Annotated in this window: 10 protein-coding genes, 21 tRNA genes and 5 rRNA genes (1 of these 36 running past the window's edge); 32 read left to right on the top strand and 4 right to left on the bottom strand. The window is 48.2% G+C overall.

Translation table 11 applies throughout. The features are described 5' to 3' along the window. The 23 genes from MLD56_RS01690 to MLD56_RS01800 all read left to right on the top strand — a co-directional run. A 23S ribosomal RNA gene (locus tag MLD56_RS01690) occupies positions 1 to 1,827 on the top strand (it extends 1,101 nt beyond the left edge of the window). A 151-nt stretch (positions 1,828 to 1,978) separates the two neighbouring features. Continuing rightward, positions 1,979 to 2,095, top strand: a 5S ribosomal RNA gene (gene rrf / locus MLD56_RS01695). Positions 2,096 to 2,131: 36 nt separating this feature from the next. After that, positions 2,132 to 2,208 (top strand) — tRNA-Ile (locus MLD56_RS01700). 22 nt (positions 2,209 to 2,230) lie between these two features. Beyond that, positions 2,231 to 2,306: transfer RNA gene (locus MLD56_RS01705), tRNA-Ala, on the top strand. A 4-nt stretch (positions 2,307 to 2,310) separates the two neighbouring features. After that, positions 2,311 to 2,386: transfer RNA gene (locus MLD56_RS01710), tRNA-Asn, on the top strand. Between the two features lie 35 nt (positions 2,387 to 2,421). Next, positions 2,422 to 2,495, top strand: a tRNA-Met gene (locus tag MLD56_RS01715). 3 nt (positions 2,496 to 2,498) lie between these two features. Then, positions 2,499 to 2,590 (top strand) — tRNA-Ser (locus tag MLD56_RS01720). A gap of 32 nt (positions 2,591 to 2,622) precedes the next feature. Then, positions 2,623 to 2,694, top strand: a tRNA-Glu gene (locus MLD56_RS01725). A gap of 6 nt (positions 2,695 to 2,700) precedes the next feature. Continuing rightward, positions 2,701 to 2,776 (top strand) — tRNA-Val (locus tag MLD56_RS01730). 30 nt (positions 2,777 to 2,806) lie between these two features. Continuing rightward, a tRNA-Met gene (locus MLD56_RS01735) sits at positions 2,807 to 2,880 on the top strand. 25 nt (positions 2,881 to 2,905) lie between these two features. Continuing rightward, positions 2,906 to 2,982 (top strand) — tRNA-Asp (locus tag MLD56_RS01740). 66 nt (positions 2,983 to 3,048) lie between these two features. Beyond that, positions 3,049 to 3,121: transfer RNA gene (locus tag MLD56_RS01745), tRNA-Phe, on the top strand. Positions 3,122 to 3,147: 26 nt separating this feature from the next. After that, a tRNA-Thr gene (locus MLD56_RS01750) sits at positions 3,148 to 3,223 on the top strand. 4 nt (positions 3,224 to 3,227) lie between these two features. Next, positions 3,228 to 3,313 (top strand) — tRNA-Tyr (locus tag MLD56_RS01755). 19 nt (positions 3,314 to 3,332) lie between these two features. Beyond that, positions 3,333 to 3,405, top strand: a tRNA-His gene (locus MLD56_RS01760). Positions 3,406 to 3,422: 17 nt separating this feature from the next. After that, positions 3,423 to 3,497 (top strand) — tRNA-Gln (locus MLD56_RS01765). 4 nt (positions 3,498 to 3,501) lie between these two features. Continuing rightward, positions 3,502 to 3,577: transfer RNA gene (locus MLD56_RS01770), tRNA-Lys, on the top strand. Positions 3,578 to 3,591: 14 nt separating this feature from the next. Next, positions 3,592 to 3,679: transfer RNA gene (locus tag MLD56_RS01775), tRNA-Leu, on the top strand. A 6-nt stretch (positions 3,680 to 3,685) separates the two neighbouring features. Continuing rightward, positions 3,686 to 3,760 (top strand) — tRNA-Gly (locus MLD56_RS01780). A gap of 10 nt (positions 3,761 to 3,770) precedes the next feature. Next, positions 3,771 to 3,841: transfer RNA gene (locus tag MLD56_RS01785), tRNA-Cys, on the top strand. A 26-nt stretch (positions 3,842 to 3,867) separates the two neighbouring features. Beyond that, positions 3,868 to 3,944 (top strand) — tRNA-Arg (locus tag MLD56_RS01790). A 24-nt stretch (positions 3,945 to 3,968) separates the two neighbouring features. After that, positions 3,969 to 4,042 (top strand) — tRNA-Pro (locus MLD56_RS01795). Positions 4,043 to 4,051: 9 nt separating this feature from the next. After that, positions 4,052 to 4,122: transfer RNA gene (locus MLD56_RS01800), tRNA-Gly, on the top strand. Positions 4,123 to 4,323: 201 nt separating this feature from the next. Here MLD56_RS01800 and MLD56_RS01805 read toward each other — a convergent pair. The 3 genes from MLD56_RS01805 to MLD56_RS01815 all read right to left on the bottom strand — a co-directional run bounded on the left by MLD56_RS01805 (position 4,324) and on the right by MLD56_RS01815 (position 6,665). Beyond that, positions 4,324 to 5,427 carry a PAS domain-containing sensor histidine kinase gene (locus tag MLD56_RS01805; RefSeq protein ID WP_029516027.1) on the bottom strand — a complete coding sequence of 368 codons (1,104 nt, stop codon included), beginning with the start codon at positions 5,425 to 5,427 and terminating at the stop codon, positions 4,324 to 4,326. Next, the gene (locus MLD56_RS01810; protein ID WP_029516026.1) at positions 5,420 to 6,073 is read right to left on the bottom strand and encodes a response regulator; all 654 of its coding nucleotides are present in this window, start codon (positions 6,071 to 6,073) and stop codon (positions 5,420 to 5,422) included. The genes MLD56_RS01805 and MLD56_RS01810 overlap by 8 nt, the downstream gene beginning before the upstream one ends. 142 nt (positions 6,074 to 6,215) lie before the next feature. Then, on the bottom strand, positions 6,216 to 6,665 hold the full coding sequence (locus MLD56_RS01815; RefSeq protein ID WP_029516025.1) for a GAF domain-containing protein: 450 nt from the start codon (positions 6,663 to 6,665) through the stop codon (positions 6,216 to 6,218). Positions 6,666 to 6,964: 299 nt separating this feature from the next. Between MLD56_RS01815 and MLD56_RS01820 the strand changes: the two genes are divergently transcribed. The 4 genes from MLD56_RS01820 to rrf (MLD56_RS01835) all read left to right on the top strand — a co-directional run bounded on the left by MLD56_RS01820 (position 6,965) and on the right by rrf (MLD56_RS01835) (position 13,425). Next, entirely contained in the window at positions 6,965 to 7,705 is a 741-nt protein-coding gene (locus tag MLD56_RS01820) for a Crp/Fnr family transcriptional regulator (RefSeq protein WP_029516024.1), read from the top strand. Between the two features lie 575 nt (positions 7,706 to 8,280). Next, a 16S ribosomal RNA gene (locus tag MLD56_RS01825) occupies positions 8,281 to 9,834 on the top strand. A gap of 394 nt (positions 9,835 to 10,228) precedes the next feature. Then, a 23S ribosomal RNA gene (locus tag MLD56_RS01830) occupies positions 10,229 to 13,157 on the top strand. Between the two features lie 151 nt (positions 13,158 to 13,308). Then, positions 13,309 to 13,425, top strand: a 5S ribosomal RNA gene (gene rrf, locus MLD56_RS01835). The 16S, 23S and 5S rRNA genes sit together here, the layout of an rRNA operon. Before the next feature lie 180 nt (positions 13,426 to 13,605). On the opposite strand, the gene MLD56_RS01840 is transcribed toward rrf (MLD56_RS01835), so the two are convergent. Further along, the gene (locus MLD56_RS01840) at positions 13,606 to 13,764 is read right to left on the bottom strand and encodes a hypothetical protein (RefSeq protein ID WP_165147892.1); all 159 of its coding nucleotides are present in this window, start codon (positions 13,762 to 13,764) and stop codon (positions 13,606 to 13,608) included. A gap of 295 nt (positions 13,765 to 14,059) precedes the next feature. Here MLD56_RS01840 and MLD56_RS01845 point away from each other — a divergent pair, with 295 nt between their 5' ends. The 5 genes from MLD56_RS01845 to MLD56_RS01865 all read left to right on the top strand — a co-directional run bounded on the left by MLD56_RS01845 (position 14,060) and on the right by MLD56_RS01865 (position 20,341). Then, positions 14,060 to 15,391: an extracellular solute-binding protein gene (locus MLD56_RS01845; protein WP_029514650.1), complete on the top strand. Its 1,332-nt coding sequence runs from the start codon at positions 14,060 to 14,062 to the stop codon at positions 15,389 to 15,391. Positions 15,392 to 15,619: 228 nt separating this feature from the next. Further along, positions 15,620 to 16,510 (top strand): carbohydrate ABC transporter permease, encoded by an 891-nt coding sequence (locus MLD56_RS01850; protein ID WP_029514651.1) that lies wholly within the window; start codon positions 15,620 to 15,622, stop codon positions 16,508 to 16,510. Positions 16,511 to 16,515: 5 nt separating this feature from the next. Beyond that, positions 16,516 to 17,349: a carbohydrate ABC transporter permease gene (locus MLD56_RS01855; protein WP_413466309.1), complete on the top strand. Its 834-nt coding sequence runs from the start codon at positions 16,516 to 16,518 to the stop codon at positions 17,347 to 17,349. A 30-nt stretch (positions 17,350 to 17,379) separates the two neighbouring features. Beyond that, on the top strand, positions 17,380 to 19,176 hold the full coding sequence (locus MLD56_RS01860) for a cache domain-containing sensor histidine kinase (protein ID WP_029514653.1): 1,797 nt from the start codon (positions 17,380 to 17,382) through the stop codon (positions 19,174 to 19,176). Then, a complete protein-coding gene (locus MLD56_RS01865; protein WP_029514654.1) occupies positions 19,157 to 20,341 on the top strand; it encodes a response regulator in 1,185 nt (394 codons plus the stop codon). Before MLD56_RS01860 ends, MLD56_RS01865 begins: the two co-directional genes overlap by 20 nt. Positions 20,342 to 20,400 lie beyond the last annotated feature (59 nt).

Genomic DNA, 20,400 nt, shown 5'->3' on the forward strand with positions numbered 1-20,400 from the left:
CAGGATGTTGGCTTAGAAGCAGCCACCATTGAAAGAGTGCGTAATAGCTCACTGGTCGAGTGACTCTGCGCCGAAAATGTAACGGGGCTAAACACACCACCGAAGCTATGGCTTGATGCTTTGCATCAGGGGTAGGGGAGCGTTGAATGCGGGTTGAAGGTGTACCGTAAGGAGCGCTGGACTGCATTCAAGTGAGAATGCCGGTATGAGTAACGAAAAGATCTGTGAGAATCAGATCCGCCGAAAGCCTAAGGGTTCCTGAGGAAGGTTCGTCCGCTCAGGGTAAGTCGGGACCTAAGGCGAGGCCGATAGGCGTAGTCGAAGGACAACAGGTCGAAATTCCTGTACCACCGTAATCCGTTATGAGCGATGGGGTGACGCAGTAGGGTAGTGACGCGGACTGATGGATGTCCGTCTAAGCAGTGAGGCTGGTGTGTAGGCAAATCCGCACATCGTTAAGGCTGGGCTGTGATGGGGAGCGAAAATTATAGTAGCGAAGGTCATGATCTCAGACTGCCAAGAAAAGCCTCTAGCCAGGAGAAGGTGCCCGTACCGCAAACCGACACAGGTAGGCGAGAAGAGAATTCTAAGGCGCGCGGAAGAACTCTCGTTAAGGAACTCGGCAAAATGACCCCGTAACTTCGGGAGAAGGGGTGCCTCGGTAGGGTGAATAGCCCGAGGGGGCCGCAGTGAAAAGGCCCAAGCGACTGTTTAGCAAAAACACAGGTCTGTGCGAAGCCGCAAGGCGAAGTATACGGGCTGACGCCTGCCCGGTGCTGGAAGGTTAAGGGGAGTGGTAAGCCTTCGGGCGAAGCTATGAACCGAAGCCCCAGTAAACGGCGGCCGTAACTATAACGGTCCTAAGGTAGCGAAATTCCTTGTCAGGTAAATTCTGACCCGCACGAATGGCGTAACGACTTGGGCGCTGTCTCAACGAGAGATCCGGTGAAATTTTAATACCTGTGAAGATGCAGGTTACCCGCGACAAGACGGAAAGACCCCATGGAGCTTTACTGCAGCTTGATATTGAATTTGGGTACGATCTGTACAGGATAGGTGGGAGCCGTCGAACTTTGAGCGCCAGCTTGAAGGGAGGCATCCTTGGGATACCACCCTGATCGTATCTAGGTTCTAACTTGGTACCGTAAACCGGTGCGAGGACAGTGTCAGGTGGGCAGTTTGACTGGGGCGGTCGCCTCCTAAAGAGTAACGGAGGCGCCCCAAGGTTCCCTCAGAATGGTTGGAAATCATTCGAAGAGTGCAAAGGCAGAAGGGAGCTTGACTGCGAGACCTACAAGTCGAGCAGGGACGAAAGTCGGGCTTAGTGATCCGGTGGTACCGCATGGAAGGGCCATCGCTCAACGGATAAAAGCTACCCTGGGGATAACAGGCTTATCTCCCCCAAGAGTCCACATCGACGGGGAGGTTTGGCACCTCGATGTCGGCTCATCGCATCCTGGGGCTGAAGTAGGTCCCAAGGGTTGGGCTGTTCGCCCATTAAAGCGGTACGCGAGCTGGGTTCAGAACGTCGTGAGACAGTTCGGTCCCTATCTGTCGTGGGCGTAGGAAATTTGAGAGGAGCTGTCCTTAGTACGAGAGGACCGGGATGGACGTACCGCTGGTGTACCAGTTGTTCCGCCAGGAGCACCGCTGGGTAGCTATGTACGGAAGGGATAAGCGCTGAAAGCATCTAAGCGTGAAGCCCCCCTCAAGATGAGATTTCCCAGTATGTAAGACCCCTTGAAGACGACGAGGTAGATAGGTTGGGGGTGGAAGTGCAGTAATGCATGGAGCTGACCAATACTAATCGGTCGAGGGCTTATCCTAAGATAAAACGCAAATAAGTTTCGGATCCAGTTTTCAGGGTGTAACCTTGAAGGTATGTACAAGTGACATACAACAAGCGCATGGCTATTCATTCACACGACAAGTGGTGAACCGAATAACCGTACGGAAGAGTTTGCGTAGCAAATTCATGTTTGGTGGCGATAGCGGAGGGGTTCCACACGTACCCATCCCGAACACGACCGTTAAGCCCTCCAGCGCCGATGGTACTTGGACCGCAGGGTCCTGGGAGAGTAGGACGTCGCCAAGCGATATCCTTTAGAGGATGATAAATTTTTACATGTTAGGGCCTTTAGCTCAGCTGGTTAGAGCGCACCCCTGATAAGGGTGAGGTCGGTGGTTCGAGTCCACTAAGGCCCACCACTTCTAGAATAACAAAAAGATTGGGGCCATAGCTCAGCTGGGAGAGCGCCTGCCTTGCACGCAGGAGGTCAGCGGTTCGATCCCGCTTGGCTCCACCAATATTCCCTGATAGCTCAGTTGGTAGAGCACTCGACTGTTAATCGAGTTGTCACAGGTTCGAGTCCTGTTCGGGGAGCCATATTTTGAATATTTCTGACTTTTATATATTAAGGTGGCGGCGTAGCTCAGCTGGCTAGAGCGTACGGTTCATACCCGTGAGGTCGGGGGTTCGATCCCCTCTGCCGCTACTCGGAGAGATACCCAAGTGGCTATAAGGGGACCCTCTGCTAAGGGGTTAGACTGCGAAAGTGGTGCGAGGGTTCGAATCCCTCTCTCTCCGCCATAAATTTATTGAGACCAGAACTTATTTTGCAAGGCCCGTTGGTCAAGGGGTTAAGACACCTCCCTTTCACGGAGGTAACAGGGGTTCGAATCCCCTACGGGTCATAATATGGAGGCTTAGCTCAGCTGGGAGAGCATCTGCCTTACAAGCAGAGGGTCGGGGGTTCGATCCCCTCAGCCTCCACCATAAGAAAATTTGAGAAATGCTTTTTAATGTCGCGGGGTGGAGCAGTTCGGTAGCTCGTCGGGCTCATAACCCGAAGGTCGTAGGTTCAAATCCTGCCCCCGCAATTAATTTCCTATTGGAAATGCCTCTGGAACTGTGGTGTAGAGGCCTAACATGCCTGCCTGTCACGCAGGAGATCGCGGGTTCGAATCCCGTCAGTTCCGCCATTTTAGCTTCATATATAATTGGCATATATAGTGCGGATTATATGATGTAGTAATAAAATTTAATATGGCTCGGTAGCTCAGTCGGTAGAGCAGAGGACTGAAAATCCTCGTGTCGGCGGTTCGATTCCGTCCCGAGCCACCTTTCAAGTGGGAAATGAGTAATGTGCCGGTGTAGCTCAACTGGTAGAGCAACTGACTTGTAATCAGTAGGTTGGGGGTTCAAGTCCTCTCGCCGGCACCATTTTGGAGGATTAGCGAAGTGGCCAAACGCATCAGACTGTAAATCTGCTCCCTTACGGGTTCGGTGGTTCGAATCCATCATCCTCCACCAGTCTTTTCATAATCATATGGCGGTCGTGGCGAAGTGGTTAACGCACCGGACTGTGACTCCGGCATTCGTGGGTTCAAGCCCCATCGGCCGCCCTTTATTCTTAATTTATTGGGGATTAGCCAAGCGGTAAGGCAACGGACTTTGACTCCGTCATGCATAGGTTCAAATCCTATATCCCCAGCCATTAAGAGCCATTAGCTCAGTTGGTAGAGCACCTGACTTTTAATCAGGGTGTCGAAGGTTCGAGTCCTTCATGGCTCACCATTTATAATTATTTTGCGGTCGTGGCGGAATTGGCAGACGCGCACGGTTCAGGTCCGTGTGGGCTAACCCCCCGTGGAGGTTCGAGTCCTCTCGACCGCACCATATTTTGCGGACGTGGCTCAGCGGTAGAGCATCGCCTTGCCAAGGCGAGGGTCGCGGGTTCGATTCCCGTCGTCCGCTCCATTATCCATACGGCGCCATAGCCAAGTGGTAAGGCAAAGCTCTGCAAAAGCTTCATCCCCAGTTCAAATCTGGGTGGCGTCTTGACTACTCATTATGGAATTTAATATGCGCCCTTAGCTCAGCTGGATAGAGCGTTTGACTACGAATCAAAAGGCCGGGAGTTCGAATCTCTCAGGGCGCGCCATTTCTTAAAAAAAATGTATAATGTCGGGATGTAGCTCAGCTTGGTAGAGCACCTGGTTTGGGACCAGGGGGTCGCATGTTCAAATCGTGTCATCCCGATACTGTTTTGCGGGTGTAGTTCAATGGTAGAACTCCAGCCTTCCAAGCTGGTAGCGTGGGTTCGATTCCCATCACCCGCTTTTTGCTATTGCGGATTCTTGTTGCCTCAGTGGTGACACCTTATAAATAAAGAGAGCCTGTCTGGGGACAGAGCTCTCTCTTTTTTTGTATTTATCCTCATGTAATCCACAATGTGTTGATTATCCATAATCTTCGGTATCGGTGTATTCGTTCTGATCATACAACTGGCATACACCGATAACCGATCTAGTGGACAGTTTTTACACGGGAATGGTTAGCTGGATGGAGGTTCCCTCGTCTGGAGCAGAGGTTATGCTCATAAATCCCCCTACCCCTCTAGCTCGTTCTTCCATACTGAACAATCCAACTCCCTCTCCTTGGGACTTTCCAGAGAATCCAATGCCTTTATCCCGAATGGTCACTTGTATCATTTCATTTTGATCCTCAACGTCGACATATGCCTCTGCTACATCTGCGTATTTGGCTACATTCGTTAACGCCTCTTGTACAATCCGATAAATTGCAATTTCCTTGCGAATATCAACCCGTTTACGTAGATTGCATTGAAAATGCACCTCAATCCCGTAATGAGAACAGAAGTTTTCAATATAGGTTCTTATGGCTGGGACGACACCCAGATCATCCAGAACTGAGGGACGAAGTTCCCACGCTAGACCACGAACATCTTTGATGATGTCGGTCACCTGCGAACGGAGATTCTCCAGAGTAGCACTAGGTTGTTCGGCAAGTTGGCTATCCAATTGGATAATAAGTGAAAATAAGCTTTGCCCTATCCCATCATGCAGCTCTCTTGAAAAGCGTTTACGTTCTTCTTCCTGTATTTGCATGACTTGTGTCATCATAGACTGAAGTTCAGCTTCTACTCTCTTCAGTTTAGTGACCTCATTGCGGATCGCTAAGTACTGATAGGGTTTACCTTCCTCGTCCATAAACGGAACGATCGTAGTATTCACCCAGTAGTAGCTGTTATCTTTAGCACGATTACGTATTTCTCCTTGCCATACCTCACCTGAACGGATCGTAGTCCACAGGTTTTTCATGAAGGCGGGGGTATGATAGCCTGAATTAATGAGACGATGATCCTGACCGATCAGCTCTTCACGACTGTATTGCGAAATCTCACAGAACTTGTCGTTTACGTACTGAATAATACCTCGATGATCGGTCAAAGCAACGATGGAAGACGTATCTAGAGCAAATTTCAGATTGGATAATTGGTGGAGTGAGTTACGCAGCGCATGAAGAAAAGGGGATTCTGGTATATAAATTTCCAGATCATTCAGCAGTTTATCGGTTGATTCACCAAAGGCATGCTGCAGTAAAGGGTTAGAAGGTTCATTCATAATGGAGCAGCCCCTTTTTTAGTGCAAATTTGACTAGCTCAGGTCGTGTTTTCAAGTTAAGCTTCTCCATAAGATTGCTTTTATGGGACTCTACGGTTTTGACACTAATCACCAGATGCTCGGCAATTTCCTTGTTGGCATAACCTTTGGCTACCCAGGATAGAATCTCTTTCTCCCGCTCAGACAAGGATTCATAGGGTCCGGCTATGCCTTCCTGTTTGATTTTGTCCAGATATTCACTCATCAGTCGTTTGGTTGCATTCGGGTACAAATAGGCACTACCTTCGGCCACAGACTGGATGGCAGCGAGTAACTCCTCGTGAGGTGCGCTTTTTAAAATATATCCGGATGCTCCAGCTTGAATGGCTCGGAACAGATATTCTTCATCGTCATGCATCGTTAAAATAAGGACTTCTGTATCGGGCAGCTGTTTTTTTAATTCAGTGGTTGCTGTGAGACCATCTTTTCCAGGTGGCATGCTAAAATCCATGAGCACAACATGAGGTTGTAGCTCCACTGCCTTGCGGATTGCCTCATCCCCGTCTGCTGCATCTCCTACTACCTTAATACCGTTTTTGCCGTCCAATAGGGCCATGAGGCCAGAACGTACGACAACGTGATCATCCACTACTAGTATACGAATCAATTTGTCATCCCCTCGAACGGTAAAAAACCGTACGTTTTGTCATAATCATAGCAAATTTTAGGGATTTCAATCAACAAAGATAGTTAGGGACAGCTATATCAAGTATCTGATGAGGATCATTATCTATAGAAACATTGTTGAGCTATGGAGTGAGAGGGTAAGCACATAGTTGGCTAAGGCGTTGAGCTACTTGAGTAGCCTCGGCTATATCAGACTCTGTGAACATCCTCACATCACGATTACCAAGAAGCAGCACACCGTTGGGCAGATCCCCTGTGCTGGAAAAGGGAATGGCAACAGCAGAGTGAAGCTGCTCGGCCAGCATTAGTGCACATTCCTGACGCAGACGTATACTACCTGATAGCAAAGCACTTACAGTTACGGTACGTCCCAAGCGAACAGCCATACCGGCAATACCATGGCCAATCTTAAAAGAAATAAGGCGATAGCGATTGCTTCGGCTACCAGAGGCGTAATACCAATGCAACTTACCACCTGACTTAGACATAAATGCAAGGGCAGTGAGATCACCATAAATAGTATCTCTCAACTGGTTCAGTTCTTTTCGCATTTCATCCGTTATTTGTAGCATAGAAGACACATCCTTTTTCATAACCAAACTATATCTCTAGTTCATTGTAGTTTCGACAGTTGCAAAAGTAGATCGGGGAACCCCCTGATCTATAGGCGCAGGAAACACTGACTTTTCATCTGGTCGGATAAGGAGTAGGGAAATGGTCGATAAATGGGGCGTTAGCTTACTTCAGAAGTGATATTTATCACAGCAAATCAGGGAGTAGGAAGGTATAAAATCAGGTGTTCTCCCGATAACAACCCAGGCGTTAAAACATTATGATATAGATATCAGGTAAACACGAGGAGGACGCTAACATGCAAGCCACTTGTATGGAACGGTTTGGGGACGAAGCGGAACGCACGGGAATTCAGATTTATTTGACAGATGAGCATTTTGATCTGCTAAAAGATATTATGTCCTGGAAGAAGGTAAAGGCAGGCGTTATGCTTTTCCGAGAGGGCGATGATGCAGAGCAGCTTTATTATATACATTCAGGTCATGTCAAACTTCGTAAATCGACAGAAGATGGTAAAGAACTGATTCTGACCATTCAGCATCAAGGCGACTTAATTGGGGAATTTAGCGGGATAGATGGAGAAGAGTATAGTTGCACTGCGGAAACAGCTGATGTGTGTGAGTTAGGCGTCGTGCTTGTTAAGGATCTGGAGTCGCTCTTGTCCAAAAATGGGGAAATGGCACTTCAGTTCATCCAGTGGATGGCGATGAAGCAACGCATTATGCAATCGCGTTTTCGGGACTTACTGTTGTATGGTAAAACTGGAGCGTTAGCGTCTACATTGATCCGTGCTAGCAATACATGTGGCGTGGCTGTGAAGGATGGCATTTTACTAAATATGAAGCTAAGTCACTCCGAATTAGGTGAGATGATTGGAGCGACGCGCGAGAGTGTGAACCGGATGCTGAGCGCGCTGAAAGAGCAGGGAACCCTAGATACAAGGGATGGAAAGATTGTCATTCACGATCTCAAGGTATTACGTGGCATGTGCTGCTGTCCTTCGTACGGCCAATGTGCCCATGAAATTTGTCGCCTCTAATATATGAATACCATTAGGCGGGGTCCAAGAGACTTCGCCTTGCCGCAGGTCTTATAGCAATCTAGCACATGGGGTACGAACAACATAGATTACCAAATAACTAATTAACGTCGTATAGCGGCTAATTAGCAATAAAGTATATATATTAAATGGAACTGAATGCATGACATTTTATGCACCAACCGTTTTGAAGTAACAGTGGAGCTAATTCTAATAATGGTTGAATAAAAGGAGGAAGAAATCCCATATTTAAAAAAAAGGATATTTTTACAAGTTGCTTTCTCTGGCCGAAAATGATATATTATTTGAGCTGACAACAAAACAGCAGTTTCAAAAGCGAAAAACTTGGGTGAAATGATCTTTTTTTAAAAAAAAAGCCTTTGCATTTTTGAAACGAACATGATATGATCTTATAGCTGCTGAAAAACGCAGCGAAAGAGAAATGTTTGATCTTTGAAAACTGAACAACGAGTGAGTAAAACGATTTTGTTCGCAAAATCAAACAAGAGATATTTTATCTCGTCAGTTTCAAAATGAGCTTATCGCTCTTTCTATAAACCAGCTTCGGTTGGTCTTTAATGGAGAGTTTGATCCTGGCTCAGGACGAACGCTGGCGGCGTGCCTAATACATGCAAGTCGAGCGGGGTTATTTAGAAGCTTGCTTCTACATAACCTAGCGGCGGACGGGTGAGTAACACGTAGGCAACCTGCCCACAAGACAGGGATAACTACCGGAAACGGTAGCTAATACCCGATACATCCTTTTCCTGCATGGGCGAAGGAGGAAAGACGGAGCAATCTGTCACTTGTGGATGGGCCTGCGGCGCATTAGCTAGTTGGTGGGGTAAAGGCCTACCAAGGCGACGATGCGTAGCCGACCTGAGAGGGTGATCGGCCACACTGGGACTGAGACACGGCCCAGACTCCTACGGGAGGCAGCAGTAGGGAATCTTCCGCAATGGGCGAAAGCCTGACGGAGCAACGCCGCGTGAGTGATGAAGGTTTTCGGATCGTAAAGCTCTGTTGCCAGGGAAGAACGTCTTGTAGAGTAACTGCTACAAGAGTGACGGTACCTGAGAAGAAAGCCCCGGCTAACTACGTGCCAGCAGCCGCGGTAATACGTAGGGGGCAAGCGTTGTCCGGAATTATTGGGCGTAAAGCGCGCGCAGGCGGCTCTTTAAGTCTGGTGTTTAATCCCGAGGCTCAACTTCGGGTCGCACTGGAAACTGGGGAGCTTGAGTGCAGAAGAGGAGAGTGGAATTCCACGTGTAGCGGTGAAATGCGTAGAGATGTGGAGGAACACCAGTGGCGAAGGCGACTCTCTGGGCTGTAACTGACGCTGAGGCGCGAAAGCGTGGGGAGCAAACAGGATTAGATACCCTGGTAGTCCACGCTGTAAACGATGAATGCTAGGTGTTAGGGGTTTCGATACCCTTGGTGCCGAAGTTAACACATTAAGCATTCCGCCTGGGGAGTACGGTCGCAAGACTGAAACTCAAAGGAATTGACGGGGACCCGCACAAGCAGTGGAGTATGTGGTTTAATTCGAAGCAACGCGAAGAACCTTACCAGGTCTTGACATCCCTCTGACCGCTGTAGAGATATGGCTTTCCTTCGGGACAGAGGAGACAGGTGGTGCATGGTTGTCGTCAGCTCGTGTCGTGAGATGTTGGGTTAAGTCCCGCAACGAGCGCAACCCTTATGCTTAGTTGCCAGCAGGTCAAGCTGGGCACTCTAAGCAGACTGCCGGTGATAAACCGGAGGAAGGTGGGGATGACGTCAAATCATCATGCCCCTTATGACCTGGGCTACACACGTACTACAATGGCCGGTACAACGGGAAGCGAAGCCGCGAGGTGGAGCCAATCCTAGAAAAGCCGGTCTCAGTTCGGATTGTAGGCTGCAACTCGCCTACATGAAGTCGGAATTGCTAGTAATCGCGGATCAGCATGCCGCGGTGAATACGTTCCCGGGTCTTGTACACACCGCCCGTCACACCACGAGAGTTTACAACACCCGAAGTCGGTGAGGTAACCGCAAGGAGCCAGCCGCCGAAGGTGGGGTAGATGATTGGGGTGAAGTCGTAACAAGGTAGCCGTATCGGAAGGTGCGGCTGGATCACCTCCTTTCTATGGAGAATCGTTTCCTGCGATGGAAACATTCAAATTAGCAGGTACATGTACCTGCGACCGGATATTCAATTCGGTTCATCACATTCGTGTGAATGAAATGAATATCCTGAACTTACTCACTCGTTGCTCAGTTTTGAGAGTTCAAACTCTCAAGCTTCGACGAATACTTCATTCACACATCCGTGTGGAACCGAAATATTCATCGGGTTTCGCTTCGATGAAGCGAATTGCACCTTGAAAACTGGATACCGAAACGAAATTGCGTTTTAGAATATTCCTTTAAGCTGATCTTGTGTAAACAAGTGAAATAAAGGTAGCTGCCTTGAATTTCATTCACACGTAAGTGTTGAACCGAAATTCAAAGCAAATCGTATTTACGATGTAAATACTAGGTTAAGCTACAAAGAGCACACGGAGGATGCCTAGGCGCCAGGAGCCGACGAAGGACGTGGCGAACAACGATAAGGCCTCGGGGAGCTGTAAGCAAGCTTTGATCCGGGGATGTCCGAATGGGGAAACCCGGCTGTCTTCATCGACAGTCACTTTCTGCTGAATACATAGGCAGAATAGAGGCAGACCAGGGGAACTGAAACATCTAAGTACCCTGAGGAAGAGAAAACAATAGTGATTCCGTCAGTAGCGGCGAGCGAACGCGGATTAGCCCAAACCAAGGAGCTTGCTCCTTGGGGTTGTGGGACGTCTCACATGGAGTTACAAAGGAACCGGTTAGATGAAGAGGTCTGGAAAGGCCCGCCAGAGAAGGTAAAAGCCCTGTAGTTCAAAACTTGTTCTCTCCGAGACGGATCCCGAGTAGTGCGGGGCACGTGAAACCCCGTATGAATCCGGCAGGACCATCTGCCAAGGCTAAATACTCCCTGGCGACCGATAGTGAAGCAGTACCGTGAGGGAAAGGTGAAAAGCACCCCGGAAGGGGAGTGAAATAGATCCTGAAACCGTGTGCTTACAAGAAGTCAGAGCCCTATTTATGGGTGATGGCGTGCCTTTTGTAGAATGAACCGGCGAGTTACGTTCCCGTGCAAGGTTAAGGTGAAGAGCTGAAGCCGCAGCGAAAGCGAGTCTGAATAGGGCGAATGAGTACGTGGACGTAGACCCGAAACCGGGTGATCTACCCCTGTCCAGGGTGAAGGTGCGGTAACACGCACTGGAGGCCCGAACCCACGCATGTTGAAAAATGCGGGGATGAGGTGGGGGTAGCGGAGAAATTCCAATCGAACCCGGAGATAGCTGGTTCTCCCCGAAATAGCTTTAGGGCTAGCCTCGGAAAGAAGAATCGTGGAGGTAGAGCACTGATTGGGTGCGGGGCCCGCAAGGGTTACCAAGCTCAGTCAAACTCCGAATGCCATAGATTTAGTTCCGGGAGTCAGACAGTGAGTGCTAAGATCCATTGTCGAAAGGGAAACAGCCCAGACCATCAGCTAAGGTCCCCAAGTGTGTGTTAAGTGGGAAAGGATGTGGAGTTGCACAGACAACCAGGATGTTGGCTTAGAAGCAGCCACCATTGAAAGAGTGCGTAATAGCTCACTGGTCGAGTGACTCTGCGCCGAAAATGTAACGGGGCTAAACACACCACCGAAGCTATGGCTTGATGCTTTGCATCAGGGGTAGGGGAGCGTTGAATGCGGGTTGAAGGTGTACCGTAAGGAGCGCTGGACTGCATTCAAGTGAGAATGCCGGTATGAGTAACGAAAAGATCTGTGAGAATCAGATCCGCCGAAAGCCTAAGGGTTCCTGAGGAAGGTTCGTCCGCTCAGGGTAAGTCGGGACCTAAGGCGAGGCCGATAGGCGTAGTCGAAGGACAACAGGTCGAAATTCCTGTACCACCGTAATCCGTTATGAGCAATGGGGTGACGCAGTAGGGTAGTGACGCGGACTGATGGATGTCCGTCTAAGCAGTGAGGCTGATGTGTAGGCAAATCCGCACATCGTTAAGGCTGGGCTGTGATGGGGAGCGAAAATTGTAGTAGCGAAGGTCATGATCTCAGACTGCCAAGAAAAGCCTCTAGCCAGGAGAAGGTGCCCGTACCGCAAACCGACACAGGTAGGCGAGAAGAGAATTCTAAGGCGCGCGGAAGAACTCTCGTTAAGGAACTCGGCAAAATGACCCCGTAACTTCGGGAGAAGGGGTGCCTCGGTAGGGTGAATAGCCCGAGGGGGCCGCAGTGAAAAGGCCCAAGCGACTGTTTAGCAAAAACACAGGTCTGTGCGAAGCCGCAAGGCGAAGTATACGGGCTGACGCCTGCCCGGTGCTGGAAGGTTAAGGGGAGTGGTAAGCTCGCAAGAGCGAAGCTATGAACCGAAGCCCCAGTAAACGGCGGCCGTAACTATAACGGTCCTAAGGTAGCGAAATTCCTTGTCAGGTAAATTCTGACCCGCACGAATGGCGTAACGACTTGGGCGCTGTCTCAACGAGAGATCCGGTGAAATTTTAATACCTGTGAAGATGCAGGTTACCCGCGACAAGACGGAAAGACCCCATGGAGCTTTACTGCAGCTTGATATTGAATTTGGGTACGATCTGTACAGGATAGGTGGGAGCCGTAGAACTTTGAGCGCCAGCTTGAAGGGAGGCATCCTTGGGATACCACCCTGATCGTATCTAGGTTCTAACTTGGTACCGTGAACCGGTGCGAGGACAGTGTCAGGTGGGCAGTTTGACTGGGGCGGTCGCCTCCTAAAGAGTAACGGAGGCGCCCCAAGGTTCCCTCAGAATGGTTGGAAATCATTCGAAGAGTGCAAAGGCAGAAGGGAGCTTGACTGCGAGACCTACAAGTCGAGCAGGGACGAAAGTCGGGCTTAGTGATCCGGTGGTACCGCATGGAAGGGCCATCGCTCAACGGATAAAAGCTACCCTGGGGATAACAGGCTTATCTCCCCCAAGAGTCCACATCGACGGGGAGGTTTGGCACCTCGATGTCGGCTCATCGCATCCTGGGGCTGAAGTAGGTCCCAAGGGTTGGGCTGTTCGCCCATTAAAGCGGTACGCGAGCTGGGTTCAGAACGTCGTGAGACAGTTCGGTCCCTATCTGTCGTGGGCGTAGGAAATTTGAGAGGAGCTGTCCTTAGTACGAGAGGACCGGGATGGACGTACCGCTGGTGTACCAGTTGTTCCGCCAGGAGCACCGCTGGGTAGCTATGTACGGAAGGGATAAGCGCTGAAAGCATCTAAGCGTGAAGCCCCCCTCAAGATGAGATTTCCCAGTATGTAAGACCCCTTGAAGACGACGAGGTAGATAGGTTGGGGGTGGAAGTGCAGTAATGCATGGAGCTGACCAATACTAATCGGTCGAGGGCTTATCCTAAGATAAAACGCAAATGAGTTTCGGATCCAGTTTTCAGGGTGTAACCTTGAACGTATGTACAAGTGACATACAACAAGCGCATGGCTATTCATTCACACGATAAGTGGTGAAGCGAATAACCGTACGGAAGAATTTGCACAGCAAATTCATGTTTGGTGGCGATAGCGGAGGGGTTCCACACGTACCCATCCCGAACACGACCGTTAAGCCCTCCAGCGCCGATGGTACTTGGACCGCAGGGTCCTGGGAGAGTAGGACGTCGCCAAGCACGATAAAAAGAGCACAGCCCGTTAAGGCTGTGCTCTTTTTCCTATAACCGATTTATTTATCATTCACCTGAAAGATCACCATTATGGATTCGGTCAAAAGTTTTATGGTATCTTGGTTGTCCTTTATATAGTGGTGCCTAGTCAGCATTTTTAACTGAGGACAGTATTAACTGGGGCAGTTAATCTATTTCAACCTGTTCTGTCTGAAGGACACTCAAGGCTTGAAGTTTACGGGTAATTTCTTTTTGCCACTTGGTATCTCCGACTTGTACGGCAAGATTGAGAAGGTCCAAATAATCATCAATATGCAGGGAGGTTTTACTAAAAGTTTCTTTCACTGTGGTCCTGCCTCCTTTAAAGTCTATGTGTATTTATCATTTAATAATGATAATCATTATCAAAAAAACAATCTTATTCATATTATGCCTGTGTTCTAGATAAATTGCAAGTTATGATATGAATGAATTTTGAAGCACGCAAATGAGGGCTTGAAAAAACAAACCCTTCTCCTTAAGTTCACGCATTGTTCACGTCTTTTCTATGGAACATAATGAAAAGAACAAGCGGGCATTGAGTGTCCACCAATAAGGAGGGCAAATTGCGCAATGCTTCAACAAGAGGAGGAAAAAGACCATGAGCAGAACAAAAATGAAAGCGTTTGCTATTATGATGGCGAGCGCCTTGGCATTGACGCTGGCAGCTTGTAATAACGGACAAAGCGCAAGTCCGGGAAATTCAGGAGAACCGAGCAAAGGCACCGCAACGAAAGATGTTACGATTACCTTTCAGAACATCAATCCTGATCCGAGCACCCCTTCGTACAAAATGATTAAGCAAATTGTAGGTCAATACGAGCAGGATCATCCTCATGTCAAAATTGAATTGGATTCGCTAAATACAGATCAACAAAAGCTTAAGCTGAAAACACAGGCAGCGGCGAAGGAAGTGCCTGATATCACGATTGTAAACCCTGCTGCACAGATGAAGCCATTCGTAGATGCCGGGCTGCTAGCTCCATTAAACGATGTGGCTGATAAAGAGGGGTTAAAAGATACGTTCCAGAATGGACTTCTTAATTACTATAGCTTCGACGATAAGCTCTACGCTTTTCCGGACGGCAACAATATAGAAGTGGTGTTTTACAATAAGGAACTGTTCAAGCAGGCGGGAATCCAGAAGTTGCCGACCACCTTTGACGAGCTGATTACGACGGTCAAAACGCTGAAGGCGAAGGGAATTACTCCGATTGCCATTGGGGAAAAGGATTCATGGACGGGGTCCCTCCTTTTTATGAACATTTTGTTGCGTACGAATGAAGGACCGAATTTTCTCAATGATGTACTGGACGGCAAAAAGACGTTTAACGACCCGGCTTTTGTGGAAGCGGTGGATGCATTTCAGGAATTGGTGCAGGCAGGAGCTTTCCCGGATGGAGCTACGTCTATTGATTACAATGCAGGTGGTAATATTTTTAAAACAGGAAAAGCCGCGATGTATATCATGGGTACGTGGGAAACGGGGTCAATTGATGCTTCTTCGGTAGCGGGTAAGGTAGGAGCGTTTCAATTCCCTACGGTGAATGGCAAGGGTGATGTGAATGAGTATGTAATTGCGCCGGGCAGCGCATTTGCGGTATCTGCGAACAGTGAACATTTACAGGAGACGAAGGATTTTCTGCACTATTTTATTAAGGAGATGCCCAAAATTCAGTTTGATCTGAAAAATGCGATTGGCAGCGGTCAGAAAATGAAAGGTGATCTGAAGGAAGCGGGCTACTCCGAGTTAGCAATTAGTCTTAATGAGCTGTTCAAGAATGTAAAAGGGGGCGATCTCGCCTTTGATAATACGATGAATCCGGCTATTGCGCAGGCGCATCTGAGTAGCATTCAAAACCTGTTCGTACAAAAAGAAGACTCCGCACAAGTTGCTAAGGAACATCAAAACACTTTTGAAGCGAATAAATAAGTGAGGATTTTACAAAAATCCAGTAAGCGACTTCCGATGAACAGTATATAGATCGAAATGGCCTAGTTCATCTAGATATTGCACTTTGGAGTGACTGGAATGGAATTTTGCAAAATCCCGAAGTAGCAGGCACTAGGGAGGGGGCGGAATGCTTCTTCCCTGATTGGAAATCATGTAGGTTGTACATCCTCAGAAGATGTTCAGAATCAACATAAAGGAGATTAGAGCATGAATGTACTGAAGGTGCCAGCACGTACCATTGCCGTTTTCGTGCTACCCTGCCTGTTGTTGTATACCTGTATGGTATTTGTTCCAATTTTGGTGTCGGTATATTGCGGATTGCTGGATTGGAACGGAATCGCCAAGGCAAAGTTTGTGGGGCTGGCTAATTTTGAGCGGATTTTCACATCAGATTCAGTGTTCTGGCCATCCGTGAAACGGACTATGATGTTCGCTGTGTTTTCCATGCTGGAAATTCCGTTTTGTCTGCTGCTGGCGATCTTGCTTAATCGCTATGTGCGTAAGGCCAATACGCTGGTAACGATGTATTTTCTGCCGGTTATTCTGTCGGTGGTCATTATCGGGCAGCTGTGGAAGACGATCTATAATCCAGCCTCGATGGGTGGAATGCTGAACGGTATTTTGCTGGCGATTGGGCTGGAAAGCTGGACACGCTCATGGCTGACGGAACCGCAGATCGCGATGTACGCCCTCTATTTTGTATCGTTATGGCAGTATTTTGGCTATCATTTGCTTATCCAGTTTACCGGGGTACAAAATATACCGAATGAGCTATACGAAGCAGCCAAAATTGATGGAGCTGAAGGATTCAAAGCAGACCGCTATATTACGCTGCCGCTCATTGTACCTATTTTCAAGATATCAATTGTATTAGCATTTATCGGCTCCCTGCAATCGTTTGATTTGATTTGGGTGATGACGGGGGGAGGACCAGCCCATGCGACGGATACAGTATCTACGTATATGTACAATATGTCCTTTTTATCGATGAAATACGGATATGGCAGTGCATTGGCTTCAATTCTCGTAGTGATTTGCTTGTCATTTACAATTGTGATAAATTTTGTTTTCAAACGAATCGAAAATAAGGTAAGCTAAAGGAGATGGAACTGTTGAATGCCTTGAAAAAAACGGGAGTCTTTTCCTTATTGGCAATCTTAATGGTCACGCAGCTGTATCCACTCTTTTGGCTTCTGACCTATTCGTTGAAGACAAATGAAGAGATATTGAGCTCAAGCTTCTTTGCACTCCCTCAAGTGCCTCAGTGGCACAACTATCAGGAAGCCTATGAATCAGGGAGCTACTTGCGTTATTTAGGAAACAGTGTGCTGGTAACCGGGGTTACGATGCTTTTCGTCATTTTATTAAGCTCGATGACTGCTTATGCGATTACACGTTTTCGTTGGCGCTTCGGGGCTGTTGTGCTGACCATGTTTCTGATCGGGATGATGATCCCGATGCAAGCTACACTGCTGCCGCTGATGGTGATGTTTAAAAATGTCCATATTCTGAATACGTATTTCTCACTGATTTTACCCTACATTGCTTTTCAGACACCGATTGCGGTCTTCATCCTATCCGGCTTTATGCGGTCCATTCCCCACGAAATTGAAGAGTCCGCTTACATTGACGGAGCGAGCATTTATCGTATTTTCCGCAGTGTAATCTTACCCATCTCGATTCCGCCTACCATGACGGTATGTATTTTAACTTTCATTAATATCTGGAATGAATACATTATGGCTGCCACCTTTATCTCGTCCGAGAAGCTCAAAACTCTCCCTTTTGGCGTATATACGTTCGTCAGCCAGTATTCTGTGAACTACGGTAATATTGGTGCTTTTCTAGTCATGGGTGCCTTACCGGTCATTATTATTTATTTTGTTCTGTCCGAAAATATCACCAAGGGTATGGTTGCGGGAGCGGTTAAAGGATAGGCGGCCGATGCGAAAGGAGCGCAGAGAGGTATGATGCGCCGTTTTCAATCCATTCAATACCGCTTGTTTGTTCTCTTCCTATTAAGCATGTCGGGCATTGTGCTGGCGGTCAGTCTATTATTTTACAACCGTACTACAGTACAGTTCCATGATAAGGTCAGCGAGCTGGCGCGTAAAAATGTATCCCAGACGGCAGGACTGTTCGAATTGCTGCTCGGCAGCTATAATAGTCTCTCCAAATCAATCAGCAACAATATGGATTTGGTTCGTCTGTTGACGACGGATAATAGTGATTTACCTGCTGTCAATTACATCAACGAACGTACGATTACGAATATTCTGGGGGCTATCTATTATTCGCGTGAAGATCTGATTGGCATCCATGTCATCACAGACACAGGCAAGGTATATAACTATGGCAATTATATGAATGTCATTGATACTCATTACGAACAGACGGAATGGTATAAGGAAATTCGAAAGTCGGCGGGAAAAATTGCATGGCTGGGCGTGTATCCTCACTCTGTCATTGATCAGGTGGAAACCAGACCCGTGTTTGCGTTTGGACGGCAGCTCTATGATTTGGATGAGCACAAGCCGATTGGTATTGTCCTGTTTGAGGCTGAGCCGGGTTCTGTTTTGTCGGCTCTCCACAATTTGCGGTTAGGTACCAATAGTCAGGTATATCTGTTGGGTCATGAAAATCGAATTGTGTCGGCCACTTCCCCTGATCCGCCACCGGATTTGCGAAATCTAGAGCAGCAGGTGCCAGAGGGGGAAGTTATTGTAAATCGAAGTAATGAGAATGTTGTAATCGCTTCCAAGTTGCCGTTTGCCGACTGGTCTGTGATTAGTGTGACACCTAGTGAGGATCTGAACGTGGAGCTGGTGCAAAATCAAAGGTACCTATTTATCGTGGCACCTATACTTATTATTGTGTCGGCGTTAATTGCGTCCATCGTCTCCAGAAGCATTTCCCTTCCGCTCAAGCGAGTCATTCGGGAGATGAAGCGAGTAGAGACAGGGAATTTCCGCCATACGGTAAACACCAAATCCTATGAAGAAATCAATCAGTTAGCTACTTCCTTTAACCATATGGTAAGACGAATTGCAGAGCTAATCGAACTGGTGCGTATATCATCGGTCAGTGAAAAAAATGCGGAGCTACACGCGCTACAGACGCAGGTCAATCCACATTTTCTGTATAATACGCTGGATATGATCTATTGGATGCTGGACGAAGAGGGACAGGATCAGCTCGGAGAGGTGATTCTCTCCTTATCCCATATGTTCCGTTACAGTAGTTATTGGGAAGAGGGGGCTGATGTAAGCCTTCGTGAAGAAGTGGAGCAGGTTGGCCACTATCTCACCATTATTCAAGCTCGGCTGGAGGGCAGGGTATCTGTAGACATTAGCATTAATGAACGATGGATGGATATCCGCTTGCCAAAAATGACCTTACAGCCCTTGATTGAAAATGCGGTGAAGCACGGACTGGAGCCTCTTCATGCGAATACAGGTGGCAAGCTGCTCGTCAGAGCGGAGGAATATGAGGGTGTATTGAGCCTGCACATCATCGACAACGGTGCAGGGATGGAGTACGAACGATGGGAGGTGGTCCAGGTCGCTTTGGCAGAACCCGGCAAACAGGCGGGCAGCGGGCAGGCGGGAGGCATCGGCCTGCAAAACCTAAATTTACGGCTACGGCACATGTTCGGAGAAGAATACGGCCTACGGATCTCTAGCGCACCTGGGGCCGGAACAACAGCCACTGTAAGTGTGCCTCTGCCACAGAAGGAGGAGAAACATGAATATTCTGATAGCTGACGATGAAAGTATGATACGGCAGGGGATTCGGCGTACCATTGGCCAAGCTCTACCCACCTGCGGCATTCATCTCGCTGCTTCCACCGAGGAAGCAGCAGGCATTCTGGCGGAGCATCCTGTAGATATTGTATTAACTGATATCCTGATGCCTGGCATGGATGGTCTGGAATTCATGCGTATTTCTAAGCGAAAGCATCCTCATCTGCAGTGGGTTGTCATTTCGGCCCATTCCGACTTCCATTATGCACAAAGAGCAGTAAAGCTGGGTGCCAAAGACTACCTGTTAAAGCCGATTGGTAAAAGAAAGCTGCTGGAATGCATTGAAATGTTGGCAGCCGAGGCACTTGTGGCCTCGCAGCAGGCGAACGAGGGTAGGCTTCTCAAATCCAATATGGTTTATTTGCGTGAAGCCGTTTTCCAACGCTATGCCCTTGGACTGGATACAGGTAAGCTGGATATACAGCCTTTTGTCGAAAATTATCCGGAATTCCATCTCTTCATGGTTCGTATGGAACCTGATCACAAGCAGACACATCTGGAGCATTTTATGATTGAAAATGTACTGTCCGAACTCGTTGAGGCAGGGGGCAGCGGCTTTGTCGTTAGTCTAGACCGCCATAGTCTGCTGGGCATTGCAAGGCTAAGGAGTGAGGCAGAGGCCGCACGGCTAGAGACGTTGCTCGAATCCCATTTGAAGCGTTATGTGAAGGTGCCCCTACAAATTACACGTTCGGGTGTTCATCACAATTTTGCTTCCATACCTGAAGAGGTGGCGCGGCTAAGACGTACGCCAGAGGAGATTGCAGCCGCAGCAACGGATACAGGAGAATGTCTCCGCAAAGGCATGCATACGGTAGATGTGGCGTTGCAATACATTCGGGCTCACTTTACAGAGGAGCTGTCACTTGAAAAAGTGGCCTCAATTGTATTTTTAAATCCGGTGTATTTTAGCCAGTTATTTAAGCAAAAGACGGGACAAGGCTATAAGGATTACGTCATTTCCTTGCGTATGGAGGAGGCGAAGCGGTTGCTCAGTGATCCTCATTTGCGGCTGGCTGATATTTCAGAGCGGATCGGCTATCAGGATATGCGGCATTTTACACAGGTATTCCGGCGCAAATGTGGAATGACTCCAACCGAGTATCGACATCAGGGAGTCAAGTAAGGCGATATCAACGACCGAATGAAGGAAGTTTATCCAGCATCAGACTGTTTCAGGAGTAG

It is taken from the genome of Paenibacillus peoriae, from assembly GCF_022531965.1.
GTDB classification, from domain to species: Bacteria; Bacillota; Bacilli; order Paenibacillales; family Paenibacillaceae; genus Paenibacillus; species Paenibacillus polymyxa_D.